This is a genomic window from Pseudomonas sp. StFLB209 (genome assembly GCF_000829415.1).
In the GTDB taxonomy this organism is placed as follows: Bacteria; Pseudomonadota; Gammaproteobacteria; order Pseudomonadales; family Pseudomonadaceae; genus Aquipseudomonas.
On sequence record NZ_AP014637.1, the window covers coordinates 1,003,425 to 1,016,170 of the forward strand.

Annotated in this window: 13 protein-coding genes, 1 tRNA gene and 1 pseudogene; 9 read left to right on the forward strand and 6 right to left on the reverse strand. The window is 60.7% G+C overall.

All coding sequences use genetic code 11. The features are described 5' to 3' along the window. The first annotated feature begins 476 nt into the window (after positions 1 to 476). Positions 477 to 1,394, forward strand: a complete 918-nt coding sequence (locus PSCI_RS04650; RefSeq protein WP_045493830.1) for a helix-turn-helix transcriptional regulator — start codon at positions 477 to 479, stop codon at positions 1,392 to 1,394. 73 nt (positions 1,395 to 1,467) lie between these two features. On the opposite strand, the gene PSCI_RS04655 is transcribed toward PSCI_RS04650, so the two are convergent. After that, positions 1,468 to 2,373, reverse strand: a complete 906-nt coding sequence (locus PSCI_RS04655) for a LysR family transcriptional regulator (protein ID WP_197540943.1) — start codon at positions 2,371 to 2,373, stop codon at positions 1,468 to 1,470. A gap of 108 nt (positions 2,374 to 2,481) precedes the next feature. Here PSCI_RS04655 and PSCI_RS04660 point away from each other — a divergent pair, with 108 nt between their 5' ends. Both PSCI_RS04660 and PSCI_RS04665 read left to right on the forward strand, forming a co-directional pair. Continuing rightward, on the forward strand, positions 2,482 to 3,420 hold the full coding sequence (locus PSCI_RS04660) for a 2-hydroxyacid dehydrogenase (RefSeq protein WP_045483431.1): 939 nt from the start codon (positions 2,482 to 2,484) through the stop codon (positions 3,418 to 3,420). Between the two features lie 55 nt (positions 3,421 to 3,475). Beyond that, positions 3,476 to 4,825: an MFS transporter gene (locus tag PSCI_RS04665; RefSeq protein ID WP_045483433.1), complete on the forward strand. Its 1,350-nt coding sequence runs from the start codon at positions 3,476 to 3,478 to the stop codon at positions 4,823 to 4,825. A 15-nt stretch (positions 4,826 to 4,840) separates the two neighbouring features. On the opposite strand, the gene PSCI_RS04670 is transcribed toward PSCI_RS04665, so the two are convergent. Next, positions 4,841 to 5,179 (reverse strand): cupin domain-containing protein, encoded by a 339-nt coding sequence (locus PSCI_RS04670; RefSeq protein ID WP_045483435.1) that lies wholly within the window; start codon positions 5,177 to 5,179, stop codon positions 4,841 to 4,843. 144 nt (positions 5,180 to 5,323) lie between these two features. Next, a complete protein-coding gene (locus PSCI_RS04675; RefSeq protein ID WP_045483437.1) occupies positions 5,324 to 7,381 on the reverse strand; it encodes a methyl-accepting chemotaxis protein in 2,058 nt (685 codons plus the stop codon). 402 nt (positions 7,382 to 7,783) lie between these two features. Between PSCI_RS04675 and PSCI_RS04680 the strand changes: the two genes are divergently transcribed. The 3 genes from PSCI_RS04680 to PSCI_RS04690 all read left to right on the forward strand — a co-directional run bounded on the left by PSCI_RS04680 (position 7,784) and on the right by PSCI_RS04690 (position 9,148). Further along, positions 7,784 to 7,860: transfer RNA gene (locus tag PSCI_RS04680), tRNA-Met, on the forward strand. A 134-nt stretch (positions 7,861 to 7,994) separates the two neighbouring features. Next, positions 7,995 to 8,723: a hypothetical protein gene (locus tag PSCI_RS04685; RefSeq protein ID WP_052483351.1), complete on the forward strand. Its 729-nt coding sequence runs from the start codon at positions 7,995 to 7,997 to the stop codon at positions 8,721 to 8,723. A 161-nt stretch (positions 8,724 to 8,884) separates the two neighbouring features. Beyond that, positions 8,885 to 9,148, forward strand: a complete 264-nt coding sequence (locus tag PSCI_RS04690; protein ID WP_052483352.1) for a DUF1652 domain-containing protein — start codon at positions 8,885 to 8,887, stop codon at positions 9,146 to 9,148. A gap of 34 nt (positions 9,149 to 9,182) precedes the next feature. Here PSCI_RS04690 and PSCI_RS04695 read toward each other — a convergent pair. Both PSCI_RS04695 and PSCI_RS04700 read right to left on the reverse strand, forming a co-directional pair. Further along, a pseudogene (locus tag PSCI_RS04695) lies at positions 9,183 to 9,482 on the reverse strand (NIPSNAP family protein); the annotation flags it as partial. A 69-nt stretch (positions 9,483 to 9,551) separates the two neighbouring features. Further along, the gene (locus PSCI_RS04700; protein WP_045483441.1) at positions 9,552 to 9,767 is read right to left on the reverse strand and encodes a hypothetical protein; all 216 of its coding nucleotides are present in this window, start codon (positions 9,765 to 9,767) and stop codon (positions 9,552 to 9,554) included. 165 nt (positions 9,768 to 9,932) lie between these two features. Between PSCI_RS04700 and PSCI_RS04705 the strand changes: the two genes are divergently transcribed. The 3 genes from PSCI_RS04705 (at position 9,933) to ycaC (ending at position 12,245) form a co-directional block, all read left to right on the forward strand. Continuing rightward, positions 9,933 to 10,754: a TlpA disulfide reductase family protein gene (locus PSCI_RS04705; RefSeq protein WP_045483443.1), complete on the forward strand. Its 822-nt coding sequence runs from the start codon at positions 9,933 to 9,935 to the stop codon at positions 10,752 to 10,754. 206 nt (positions 10,755 to 10,960) lie between these two features. Continuing rightward, positions 10,961 to 11,482: a cysteine hydrolase family protein gene (locus PSCI_RS04710; RefSeq protein ID WP_045483446.1), complete on the forward strand. Its 522-nt coding sequence runs from the start codon at positions 10,961 to 10,963 to the stop codon at positions 11,480 to 11,482. 136 nt (positions 11,483 to 11,618) lie between these two features. Then, a complete protein-coding gene (gene ycaC, locus PSCI_RS04715; RefSeq protein ID WP_045483449.1) occupies positions 11,619 to 12,245 on the forward strand; it encodes an isochorismate family cysteine hydrolase YcaC in 627 nt (208 codons plus the stop codon). 125 nt (positions 12,246 to 12,370) lie between these two features. On the opposite strand, the gene PSCI_RS04720 is transcribed toward ycaC, so the two are convergent. Further along, positions 12,371 to 12,730 (reverse strand): response regulator, encoded by a 360-nt coding sequence (locus tag PSCI_RS04720; protein WP_045483452.1) that lies wholly within the window; start codon positions 12,728 to 12,730, stop codon positions 12,371 to 12,373. Positions 12,731 to 12,746: the final 16 nt, after the last annotated feature.

Consider the following 12,746-nt stretch of genomic DNA (forward strand, 5'->3'; position numbering starts at 1 on the left):
TGTGTTGGCGATGTGGGTCAGGCGCGACGGGGCGGCCTGGCATGCAGATGCGGCGGCGGTGGCCACCAGCGAAGCGTGGTTTTCATTGGGCGAGCACCTTGTGATTATTGTTGATAGATGTCTGCGGCAACGCTTATCAAGGTGGTCGTACGACCGAAAAAAATCAACGCAAGGGTTAGATCGTTTTTTCACCAGAGACCGGTGTATTTTCCGGATGTCCAAAAACTCCTGCCACTGCCGGGATTCTGAACAACAACTTAAAACCTGCTGAAAACACCGTAATAGAGCCTTTAAACAGTGACCAGTAGCGACTATGGTGGTTTACCGGTGCCTCGCGATTGTCCAAACGGAACCCGCGAGATGAGCACCACGGTCATCGTACAATCGCTTGTCAGCTTGACCCGCGCCTGTACAAAATCAGCTCTGCAACCCTGGCTGCGACATCGGGCAGCCGTCGAACAAGAAGGGAGATGAACATGCAGTCAGTCAGCCGGGTACCGACCTACGGCATGCAGCAACGCAGTGAGCGGGCGGACTTTTATATCCGCGATGAGCAGGCGCGGATCGCCGAAACCGCCCTGCACCGCCACGAATATTTCCAGATCCAGGTCAATCTCGGTGGCGATACGGTGCAGCATATCGGCTCTGTGCAGCGGCCATTCCCGCGTAACGCCCTGGCGTTTATCCTGCCGCATCGCATGCACATGATCCCGCACCCGGCCGACAGCCATTTCGTGGTGATCAACTTTTCCCAGACCTTTCTGCTGCCGCACCTGGAGTGCGACCCGATGGATCTTGAAGAGGTGTCGATCCTGCTGGCACCGGAGCTGTCGCCGTTTCGCTTTCAGGAGCATCTGGACTTTATCCTCGACCAGGATGACTTCCAGGTGATCTGCACGCTGGTACAGCAGATGCGCGACCTCGACCCGCAGCGCCAGTTCGGCAGCCGGGAAATCATCAAGGGCCTGTTACTGCAACTGATCGGCAAGGTGTGCCTGAGGTTTGCCGAGCCGCTCAAGCAACTGGCCCAGGACAACGCCGCACAGACCAGCCGCCGCGATGCGCTGACGCGCATGTCGGAGTATGTGCGCAAGAACCTCGCCGACCCGGACCTGAGCCTGACCAAGGCCGCCGCCGCGACCTACCTGTCGCCCACCTACCTGACCCACTGGTTGCGCAAGGAGATCGGCAAGACCTTCAGTGAACTGGTCCTGGAGCGGCGCATGCATGCTGCGCGCAGTTATCTGCTGGGTGGCTCCAGGCCGGTGGGCGAAGTGGCGCGGCTATGTGGCTTTGCCGATGAAGCCTATTTCTCGCGGCGCTTCCGGCAGATTCATGGGTTACCGCCGGGCCAGTTCCGCCGCCAGCAGCTGGATATGGCGGTGATGCCGTAGCAGCGTAGGACCTGCTTTAGCAGGGAACTCCCCCCATTCGCGACTCAAGCCGCTCCTACCGGGTTAATGCCGATCAAAGGGGAGCGGCGGTTTGCTGTTCGCTGAAATGCCCACGGGCCATGTTGATGAAGCGTGGCAGCGCCGGGTTGTCGTTGTCGTCACGGTATACCATGTACATGTCAGCCGACAGTTGAGCATCGGCCAGGGGGCGAAACTGCAGGTGGCCGATGTACAGCTCTCGCGCCGAGGCCGGCACAATACCGATGCCCAGCCCGGCGCGCACCAGGCCCAGAATCGAGTGGGTCTGTTTGAGGTAGTACAGGTAGCGCGGCAGCACCCCGGCGCTGGCGAACAGGCCGACGATGCAGTCGTAGAAATAGCGGCCCTCTTTGGGCGAATACATCACGAACGGCTGGTGCGCCAGGTCGGTAACGGCGAGCGTTTGCCGCTCGGCCAGCGGATGACCGTCAGGCATCACCACCACCAGCGGCTCGCGGCTGGCCAGTTGGTAGCTCCAGCCCGGACGCGGCTCGGCGTGGCGCACAAAACCGATGTCGATCATGTTGGCGGCCAGCGCTTCGGTCTGGTCGCTGGAGACCATTTCATGCAGTTCGAAGCCGATATCCGGCAGTGACTGGCCCGCCGCCCGAAGCAGTTCGGGAACCATGTTGTAACCACTGACTGCCGTGAAGCCGATCACCAATTGCCCCGCCTCGCCACTGGCCAGCCGCCGGGCACTGTCGCTGGCCTGTTCGGTGTAGGCCAGCAGATGCTGGGCATCACGCAAGAACTGCCGACCGGCCACCGTCAGGCGTACCTGACGGTTACTGCGGTCAAGCAATTGCACACCCAGCGAGCGCTCCAGCAACTGGATCTGGCGGCTCAGCGGTGGCTGGGTCATGAACAAACGCTGGGCCGCGCGACCGAAGTGCAGCTCTTCGGCGACCATCACAAAACAACGAAGTTGGTGGAGTTCCACGATTCAATTCTTGTATCGAAACATTCAGGATGAATGTTAGACGTGAATCGATGCTTTTCCTAGGCTGTCGTCCAGTCCTCTACAACGACAACTCACAGGAAGACGATGATGACCCACGACATCCTGCTTACCCAGCCGGTCCCGGCACCGATCGATGCGCAGTTGCTACAGAGCTACAACGTGCATCGCCTGTATCAGGCCGATGATCAGGACGCGCTGCTCAATGCCGTCGGCGCGCGCATTCGCGGCGTGGTGACCGGCGGCGCCAAGGGCCTGTCCAACGCGCTGATGGACCGCTTGCCTAACCTGCAGATCATCGCCATCAGCGGTATCGGCACTGATGCGGTGGATCTCGATCACGCCGCCCAACGCGGGGTAAGGGTCACCACGACCCCCGGCGTACTCACCGATGATGTGGCCGATATGGCCATGGGGCTACTGATCATGAGCCTGCGTGAGCTGGGCGTGGGCGAACGTATCGTGCGCAGCGGCCAGTGGGGCACGGTCAACCAGCCGCTGGCGCGCAAGGTCAGCGGCACCCGGCTGGGCATTGTCGGCCTGGGTCAGGTCGGCCATGCCATCGCCCGCCGTGCCCAGGCGTTCGGCATGAGCATTCAGTACAACGACCTGCGCGAACAGCCGCAGACCGGCTATCGGTTCTTTGCCGACCTGCTGGACCTGGCCCGTAACAGCGATGTGCTGGTGCTGGCGGCTTCCGCTGATCTGGGCCGGGCGATCATCACCGCGCCGGTGCTCGAGGCGCTCGGGCCGCAGGGTTATTTCATCAACGTGGCGCGCGGCAAGCTGGTCGACGAACAGGCGCTGATCACCGCCCTGCAGACCCGCACTATCGCCGGGGCCGGGCTGGATGTGTTTGTCGATGAGCCCAACGTACCGCAAGCCCTGCGCGAGCTGGACAACGTCGTGCTGCAACCGCACCGCGCCAGTGCCACCGAACAGACCCGCCTGGCCATGGGTGAAATCGTGCTGTCGCACTTGCAGGCCTGCTTCGCCGAACCGCAACTGCGGGCAGCCATTCCGGCCTGATGCCCGCTTCTCCAGCCAATAACAACACAGCCCCTTGAGGGCATCGGAGAACACCATGAATAGCAAGACTGCGCCCATTGAGGCTGCGGTGGCAGAGACTCGCGTCGGCCGCCAGCGCTTCGTCATCCTCGCGCTGATTTTTGTCGTCACCGTACTCAACTACGCCGACCGCGCGACCATGTCGATTGCCGGCACTGAAGTGGTCAAGGAACTGGGGCTGGATCCGATCATGCTCGGCATGATCTTTTCGGCCTTCGCCTGGGCCTACGCGCTGGGGCAGATCCCCGGCGGCTGGCTGCTGGACCGCTTCGGCGCACGCCGGGTGTACGGCTGGAGCCTGTTTCTGTGGTCGCTGTTCACCATGCTGCAAGGCACGGTGGGCTGGATCGGCCTGGTCGGTTCGACCGCAGCCATTACCTTGTTTGGCATGCGTTTCATGCTGGGCCTGGTCGAGTCACCGGCCTTCCCGGCCAATAACCGTATCGTCGCCAGCTGGTTCCCGACCCGCGAACGCGGCACGGCTTCGGCGCTGTTCAACTCGGCGCAGTACATGGCCGTGGTGGTGTTTGCGCCGTTGATGGCCTGGCTGACCCACAGCATGGGCTGGGAGCATGTGTTCCTGTGGATGGGCGGCCTGGGTATTGTCGCGACCTTCTTCTGGTTCGCCCTGTACCACGACCCGGCCAGCCACCCGCGCCTGCAAAAGGCCGAACTGGACTACATGCGTGAAGGCGGCGCACTGGTCAGCCTGGAAGCCACGCGCAAAACCGAAAAACCCAAGCTGAAATGGGCCGAGGTCAAACAGCTGTTCACCAGCCGCACCCTGTGGGGCATCTATCTGGGCCAGTACTGCATTACTGCCCTGACCTACTTCTTCATCACCTGGTTTCCGATCTACCTGATCAAGGGTCGCGGCATGACCATCATGGAGGCCGGCTGGGTTGCGGCACTGCCTGCGATCTGCGGTTTTTCCGGCGGGGTGTTGGGCGGCGTGGTCTCTGACTGGCTGATCCGCCGCGGCGTCCACCCTTCGCGCGCGCGCAAGACACCGTTCGTGATCGGCATGGCGTTGTCGGCCACGCTGGTGTCGGCCAATTATGTAGACGCCAACTGGATGGTCATTGCCCTGATGGCACTGGCGTTCTTCGGCAAGGGGCTGGCCGCCGTCGGCTGGGCAGTGCTCTCCGATACCGCACCGAAAAACATGGTGGGCCTCAGTGGCGGCGTGTTCAACGGCATCGGCAACACGGCGGGGATCATCACCCCGGTGGTGATCGGCTACTTCGTTGCAACCACAGGTTCGTTCAACGCCGCACTGTGGTTTGTCGCCGCCCACGGGCTGGTCGCAATCCTGGCCTATACCGTGATTGCCGGGCGCTTCGAGCGGGTGGAGATAGCCAAATAACCCGCACTGCCGGGGTCAGGCATCCGACGCAGCCTCGCCAATATGGATGGCCAGCCATACGGTGGGCTGCGCCGGGTCGGTAAAGGTGACGCGGTGTTGCCTGCCTGCCGGAATGAACAGATGATCGCCAGGCGCCAGGGCGGTTTCGACATCGTCCATCAGCACCCTGGCCGAACCGCTCAACACCACGACCCATTCATCATGGGCCTGCTGATACGGACGCTCAGGCGGCGTGACCTGCCCTTGGGAGACGATCCGCTCGACCCGACAGCCTGGCCTGACCAGCAGATCGGTGAAAACCTCTGCCTGACGGGCATCGGGAAGCGGGGTGAACAGGTTGGCGGGGGTCGGCATGGGGGCTGGCTCGTGCGTGAAAGGCTGGCGCCCAACCTTACCGCAGGAGCAGCCGGGCGGCGATTCGCTTTAGCTGCGATGATGCCTTCGCGGCTAAAGCGGATCGCCGCCCGGCCGCTCCTACGGGTACCGGTCCAAGCACCATCAGCTCAGATGAAAGCGCGCCGTGTTGTCGTTCAGTGCCCGGCTGCCTTTGCTCAGGGTATCGGCGGCCTGGTTGACTGCCCGGGCGCCGTCGAGCAACCGCCCGGCAGCCTGATCGACCTGCTGGATACTGCCACTGACCTGGTCAGCCGTGGAGGCTTGCTCTTCCACCGCCGTGAGGATCTGCGCCAGGGTGTCGGTCACGCTCTGTACTGCGCTGGCGATTTCGCCCAGCCGCACGCCCAGGCCGGTCACTGACTGCGCGTCGTCCACGGCCTGGCCACACGCGGCTTCCATCAACTGGACAGCCTGGGTCACGGTGCTGCGCAGGCTGTCGACGGTGTTGGCAATCTGTGCAGTAGAGGCCTGGGTTCGCTGCGACAGGCTGCGTACTTCATCGGCCACCACGGCAAAGCCGCGCCCCTGTTCGCCCGCCCGCGCCGCCTCGATGGCCGCATTGAGCGCCAGCAGGTTGGTCTGTTCGGCGATGCCGCGAATGGCATCGACCACCGACTGGATCTGCTGACCTTGCTCGCTGACCCGCCCCAATGCCGCCGCAGTGTCGGTCAAACGACGATTGAGCTGCTGGATACTGTCGGTGGTGCGCTGGCTGTCGCGGCTGCTCTCTTCGGCAATCTTGCGAGTCTGCCGGGCACTGTCGGAAGCCTGCTCGCAGCTCTTGGCCACGCCCTGGGAAGTGGCGGCCAGCTGTGTGGCGGCTGCCGCAATCTGGCTGATCTGTTGCTGCTGGTCCTCAACCTCGCCCAGAGTGTCGTTGGACTGCGCATTGAGGGTCTGCACGGCCGAGCCCAGTTGCAGGGTCTCGTGATTGACGCCCAGCAGGCTGGTCCGCAATTGCACCACCGCGACGTTCAGCGCCTGGCTGATGACGGCCAGTTCGTCGCGGCCCTGCACCGAAACCTCGACGCACAGATCGCCGTCACGCAGCGACTCGGCCAGGGTGGTGATACCGCTGGCACTGCGGCGGATCGACGCTTGCAGGCAGGCAAACAGATAGAGCGCAGCGATCAGCAACACGCCGAAGGTCACCCCGACCGGGATAAATTCCCGATTGGACTTGTTATGGTAGTAGCCCAGGCGCTCGTTGAGCGACACCAGAGACTGATTTCGCAGCCCGGCCATCTCGTCCAGCAGGCGGTCGACACTGCGCTCGAACTCCACCGGCTTGAGCTTGATCGTGCCGCCAAACACACCGTCATCGAGCACCTTCAGTTCTTCCGCGAGCACCTGCATGCTCGCCGCGTAACGGTTGGCCCAGGGTTGCAGCTCTGGCGGCAGCCGGGTTTGCAGAATGTTTGCAGTCTTGACCATCTGGTCGCGGGCATCGTCAATGCGGCTGCGCAGGTCACGCATCTGCAGCCGGCTTTGCAGGCTGAACTGGCCGCTGACCACGGACGTCTGGCCAACACTGGCCATGCGCCCGATGCGCTCGATCAGGTCGGGGGTCTGCTGGGTGGAGAGCTGCATCAGCAGGTAGGTTTCCAGCCACGGATCCAGGATCAGGCCGGTGTCGATCGCGACCTGTTCGCGCACACCTTGCAAATGACTGATCGCGGCGGTGAAGCGCTCATAGCCATCCGGCCACCAGCCCACACTGCGCAGCGATTGCGTATCCATACCGGTAACAGAAGCCTCCAGGACTTTGTAACGGGCAAAGGTGTCGGCACTGGCCTGTTCCGCCTTCAGCGCAGCGCCGAGGCGTTCCAGCGCCTGCTTGATGCGCGGCACCGCAGCGTCGATCTGCTCCATGATCTGCCGCGCTTCGGGAGTCGGCTCACGCAGGATGTCCACGGCCTTCCAGCGCGCCGCACGGTCGCGCTGGGCGACCAGTTCTCGATCCAGATCTTCGAGCACCAGCAATTGGCGCACGCCCGATTGCTCACCGGCGATCACTGCCAGCTTGGCGCGATATTCACTGCCGATCATCCACAGGCTGCCCACCAGAGGCAGCATGAACAAGAGAAATAACAGCTGAAACTTGCGAGCAAACCCAAAGCGCCCCAGCAGGCGCATACCCGGCGACAACAAGCTGTCCATGGACTTCCCCCAACACGTGGATACCTTTGCGGCACAGCCTGCTCAGGTATCTTTCTTATAAATTAGAAGCAAAATGCCATGCTTATGTTTCCGATCCAGGTCGGCATCTGTCCGATGCTACGGGCACGACACTGACCCGCCTGAAAACGTCATGGCAATTCGATAGCAAGATCCGGACCGAAGCGCATCGGGTAATGATCAGCGGCACCCGCCTGACGTCCACGACCAAAAACGCACCATTTGTGTGCGCGGTTACACAGCAGACGTCACTGGAAGAAACAACCGGTGGGAAGGCAACGACAGGGACCACAGCGCAAATCGCTAAGCGATTGATCGCATGGAAATATTTTTAAGATATTCGCTTGACACCTATCTGATATCGGCGAATAATGCGCGCCACTTGGCTACATAGCTCAGTTGGTTAGAGCATAGCATTCATAATGCTGGGGTCCGGGGTTCAAGTCCCTGTGTAGCCACCAAGTTCACAATAAAGCCCGCCTAGTGCGGGCTTTGTTGTTTCTGGGGATCTGCAATCGCTCTTCCCCGCGCCCGCCCTGCCGTTTACGCTCATTCAAATAACGCCCTGCTCCATCGCTCAGGTAAAGGAATCCCTATGCGCTGTGCTCTAGCTCTGACCTTGTTCTGCCTGCCCGCTGTCGCTTCTGCCGATTGCACCGCACAGCTGGCCGGTTGGGCGAAAAAGCTGCATCCCGATCTGACCTTCTCTGCCCAACATTCGGTGTGCAAGGCCTCTCCTGTCGATGCCAAGCGAACCCTGGCAGCCTTGGCGTTTGTTGAAAGCGGCGATGAGGAGGACGGCGCGACCTACGGGCTGGAGGTTCTCAGCGCTGTAGGTGGCCAGATCGAGCAGCACGTCTATGAAAGTGCGGCGATCAGTTCCGATGCAGTGCGCTTCGAAAGTCTGAGCCTGGACACTGCACGCTATCACCTGACACCTGAGCTGCGCGCATTTGGGGTGCGTGCCAGTTATGTCGGCTCATCACGTGTGAACCCGTTCTCCTCCACCGACCTGAGCCTGTATGTGCTCGACGGCGCCAAGCCGCGCAAGGTTCTGGACAAGCTGGAAGTACAACGTTCAGGCGGTGAGTGGGATGGCAACTGCCAGGGCGAGTTCTATGACATTACCAGCAGCCTGGCGATCGACAAGACGCTTAGCCATGGTTATGCGGGCCTGGCGGTGACGGAAAAGACGGTAGAGTCGCGCTCGTTCGCGAAGCACGATGATTGCAGTAACAGCGAGAGCAAGCCGGTGACCAAGAGGTACCTGGTGACCTACGATGGCACCCACTATGTAGTGCCAGGCCAGGGCAAGCATCAGTGATGCAGAATGGGCCTGAGTGAAATCGGCAGCGCATCACATTTCTGACGTGTTGCCCGCAAACAGCCAGGGATGCGGGACGACATATCGACAGACTTGGACTAGATTGGTGAACGCTCTCCTATTTCCAAGCGCCCGGCACCCGCAGTGCCAAGGATGCCCAGATGCTGCTTTCCCATGCCGATCTGCGCCACATCATGGAAACCGCGTTCGTCCCGTCACTGTGCAAGTGCACCATCACTGCCGACGGGCTGATGAGTCTCGAACTGAGCCATCCCAGAACCCAGGCTGAGGAATTCAGCCTGAGCGGCATTCCGGTCGCTCAGCTGGACACCGGACGCGCCATTGCATCGCTGGTGCTGGGCATCCGCGAAGAGGTCAGGTTGCGTCAGGTGGCCCGGCCGCTGCGAGCCATGCATCAGGCCTGAGTTCGCTCGGCCAGCGCGGCTGGTCGTACCAGTCGAGCAGCGGGCGCATAAAACTGCGCTCGTAACTGATGATGAATTTTTTCTCGGTTGCCAGTTGCACGGCCTCGATGCATTCAGGGTCAGTGGCGGCCTGTTCGCGATAACGTTCGTAGTCGGCCAGGCTGGGGAAGCTGAACAGGCAGTAGGCGACGTTATTGGCACCTTCTGACGGCAGGAAGTAGCCGTGGTGCAGCCCTCCCATGCGCCCGACCAGATGAATCCAGCGACGGCAATAGGCTTCGAAATCGACCAGTTGATAAGGGTCAATGATGTAGCGGACGTGGCAGGTGATCACTGGATCATTCCTTTGAAAAAACCGGGGCGCCATTCTAACCCGGCGTTCAGCCCACTCTTCTTGAGTTACTCAGAAGACAAACTGATTGAGCGCTGCAAGCCCACCGACTATCCAGACCGCCGCGCCCAACGCGGTGACCCATTCCGAGCTCGGCTTGCCTGATAACCATGACTCACGAGGTGACCATTGACCCAGCGTTATCAGTTTGAGCAACAGCCAGCCAGCGGGATAGAAAAGACAACGCAGGACAAACTCAACAATGAGTTCCAGCAATGCGTCCAGCATCAAAACTACTCCCTGATAGAGGCCATCGAAAATGGCCGCATGATCTTATCAGGTCACAGACCGTCATAAATCACCTGCAATTACCCTAATGGCCAGTATCGCCTTGCAAGGTGCGCGGCTGGCAAAGTGAAGGCCTTTTTTCAGGCCCCCAAGGAACACCACCCAATGCTGACCCTGAACATCGGCCCTCTGGCACTGGCCATGCAGCATGTGCTGATCATTGGCAGCCTGCTGCTGGCGAGCCTGACCGGCTGGCGTGTGGGCCGCCGTCAGGGGCTTAACCCGGAGAAGCAACTGTTTGGCCTGCTGATTACGGCATTGCTGGCGGCTCGTCTGGCCTTCGTGGCGGTGTATTTCCAGCATTACCGAGACCAGCTCTGGGGAATTGTCGATATCCGTGACGGCGGCTTTATCGCTGAGGCGGGGCTGTTGGCTGCGCTGCTTATGGGCGCCTGGAAGCTGTATAAAAACCCGCCGCTGCGCAAGCCGTTGGGCATAGCGATGATGGTCGGTTTATTCGCCTGGGGTGCGGGTAATCTTGTCTTGCACTGGCAGGAACGAGAATCACGCCTGCCTGATCTGGCGTTGGTCGAGCTGGACGGCAAGCCGGTCAACCTGCAGGCGTATCGTGGCACGCCGCTGGTCATCAATTTGTGGGCAACCTGGTGCCCGCCGTGCAGGCGCGAGATGCCGGTGCTGATGAAAGCCCAGGCCGAACATCCGCAGATGACCTTCCTGTTCGTCAATCAGGGTGAAACAACGGATGAGATCCAGCGCTTCATGCAGTCCCAAGGGCTGGAGTTGAGCAATGTACTGCTCGACCGACACAACCAACTCGGCAAGCTGGCCGGCTCCATGGCCTTGCCAACCACCTTGTACTTCGACAGTGAGGGTCGGCAGGTCGGCAATCACTTGGGTGAGCTGTCGCAGGCCAGCCTGGCGCGGGCCTTGAAAAGCCTGCAAAACAGTGAGGAGTCAGGCCAGTGAAGCGGTTGCCATCCTCTTACGGATTGACTAGTCTCGCCCCCATGATCATTTTCGCGCTGACCTCGACCACCACTACCACGACCGCCCATGGCGGGTCGCGTGCGGTGTCGTGAGTAACTGAAGCACGATCCCCCAAGGCCCCGCCAGCGATGGACGGGGCCTTTTTATTGCCCGTGTCGCTGGCTTTTCAAGCAAGGAGAAGCGACATGCACGCACTATTGGTTCTGGATATGCAGGTCGGGCTGTTCCATGGCCCGGACACGCCTTGGCAAGCCGAGCGGCTGCTCAATACGGTCAATGAATTGCTGGGCAAGGCCCAGGCAGCGGGAGCACCGGTGTTCCTGGCCCGTCACGTCGGCCCGTCTGGCTCGCCCATCGAACCGGGCAGCAACCTGACCCGCCTGATCGATGAACTGCATCTGAGCGGCAACGAGCATATTTTCGAGAAAACCCGCCCCAGCGCGTTTGCCGGCACTGATCTGGTTGAACGCCTGCACGCGGCAGGCACAAAAAGCCTGGTGATCGTCGGCCTGAAGACTCAGTACTGCGTGGACAGCACCTGCCGCGCCGCACGCGAGCTGGGCTTCGATGCGGTGCTTATCGAAGACGGCCATAGCTGCTCTGACACGCCAGCTCTCAAGGCCGAACATATTGTTGCCCACCATAATGCGACCCTCGCCGGGCCGTTTTGCCGAGTGGTGCATTCACAGGACTGGCAGTTCGATTGAGCTACGATTGTCTCCTTCAGAGTGACAGTAAAACGCTTTTCAGCCGATTTATCCCATCCCGGTAAATCCTTAATCTGTGTCCAAGTTGAACGCAACGCCACTTACCCCACAACTTCTCAGATAAAGGATCTACCCCATGGCCAACTTCACCTACAACCGCCTGAACAAAGACGACGCCGCTGTACTGCTGATCGACCACCAGACCGGCCTCATTTCGCTGGTGCAGGACTTCTCGCCCAACGAGTTCAAGAACAACGTGCTGGCGCTGGGTGACCTGGCCAAATTCTTCGAGCTGCCAACCATCCTCACCACCAGCTTCGAGCAAGGCCCCAACGGCCCGCTGGTGCCGGAGCTCAAAGAGCAGTTCCCGGATGCGCCGTACATCGCCCGCCCTGGCCAGATCAACGCTTGGGACAACGAAGACTTCGTCAAGGCGATCAAGGCCACCGGCCGCAAGCAACTGATCATCGCCGGTGTCGTCACCGACGTGTGCGTGACCTTCCCGGTGCTGTCGGCCCTGGAAGAAGGTTTTGAAGTGTTCGTGGTGACCGATGCTTCCGGCACCTTCAATGAAACCGTGCAACAGGCCGCGTGGAACCGTATGAGCCAGGCTGGCGCCCAACTGATGAACTGGTTCTCGGTGGCGTGTGAGCTGCACCGCGACTGGCGCAACGATATCGAAGGCTTGGGCAACCTGCTGAGCCAGCGCATTCCCAACTACCGCAACCTGATGAACAGCTATGCAGCGCTGGCTTCGCACTGATTGACGCAATACCCGGTAGGAGCGGCTTCAGCCGCGAACGCTTCAGCAGCGAAGCTTTAACCACGAAAGATTCGCGGCTGAAGCCGCTCCTACGAGGTTCCGTGCTTAGCGCAGGATACGACCGGTTACTCGTTGAGCAGCTTTTTCACGCTCTCGACCATGGCTTCGATTTCGAACGGTTTTTCAAAGACCTTGGTGAACAGCTCAGGCCTGGCCGAGCCCAGGTGTGCCTGGGCGCCACTCATCAAGACAATGGGAATGGTGGAAAACTGAGGGTTTTCCCGCACGGCAGCGGCGAACTCCATGCCGTTCATGCCCGGCATCATGTAGTCGGTGATAATCAGGCCCGGTCTTTCCCGGTCCAGGATCGTCAGCGCCTTTTGCGCAGTGCCCGCGGTGACAGTCAGAAAGCCCTCATCCTCCAGCGCGAAGCTCAGGATCTCAGCGATCAGGTACTCATCATCGACAATCAGAATCGTGGTCATAGCGCGCCCACCCTGC

Bases quoted from the DNA above. Each gene is read 5' to 3' on its own strand.
- PSCI_RS04650 (WP_045493830.1), top strand. From the start codon at position 477: ATGCAGTCAGTCAGCCGGGTACCGACCTACGGCATGCAGCAACGCAGT.
- PSCI_RS04660 (WP_045483431.1), top strand. From the start codon at position 2,482: ATGACCCACGACATCCTGCTTACCCAGCCGGTCCCGGCACCGATCGAT.
- PSCI_RS04665 (WP_045483433.1), top strand. From the start codon at position 3,476: ATGAATAGCAAGACTGCGCCCATTGAGGCTGCGGTGGCAGAGACTCGC.
- PSCI_RS04670 (WP_045483435.1), bottom strand. From the start codon at position 5,179: ATGCCGACCCCCGCCAACCTGTTCACCCCGCTTCCCGATGCCCGTCAG.
- PSCI_RS04675 (WP_045483437.1), bottom strand. From the start codon at position 7,381: ATGGACAGCTTGTTGTCGCCGGGTATGCGCCTGCTGGGGCGCTTTGGG.
- PSCI_RS04685 (WP_052483351.1), top strand. From the start codon at position 7,995: ATGCGCTGTGCTCTAGCTCTGACCTTGTTCTGCCTGCCCGCTGTCGCT.
- PSCI_RS04690 (WP_052483352.1), top strand. From the start codon at position 8,885: ATGCTGCTTTCCCATGCCGATCTGCGCCACATCATGGAAACCGCGTTC.
- PSCI_RS04700 (WP_045483441.1), bottom strand. From the start codon at position 9,767: ATGCTGGACGCATTGCTGGAACTCATTGTTGAGTTTGTCCTGCGTTGT.
- PSCI_RS04705 (WP_045483443.1), top strand. From the start codon at position 9,933: ATGCTGACCCTGAACATCGGCCCTCTGGCACTGGCCATGCAGCATGTG.
- PSCI_RS04710 (WP_045483446.1), top strand. From the start codon at position 10,961: ATGCACGCACTATTGGTTCTGGATATGCAGGTCGGGCTGTTCCATGGC.
- ycaC (WP_045483449.1), top strand. From the start codon at position 11,619: ATGGCCAACTTCACCTACAACCGCCTGAACAAAGACGACGCCGCTGTA.
- PSCI_RS04720 (WP_045483452.1), bottom strand. From the start codon at position 12,730: ATGACCACGATTCTGATTGTCGATGATGAGTACCTGATCGCTGAGATC.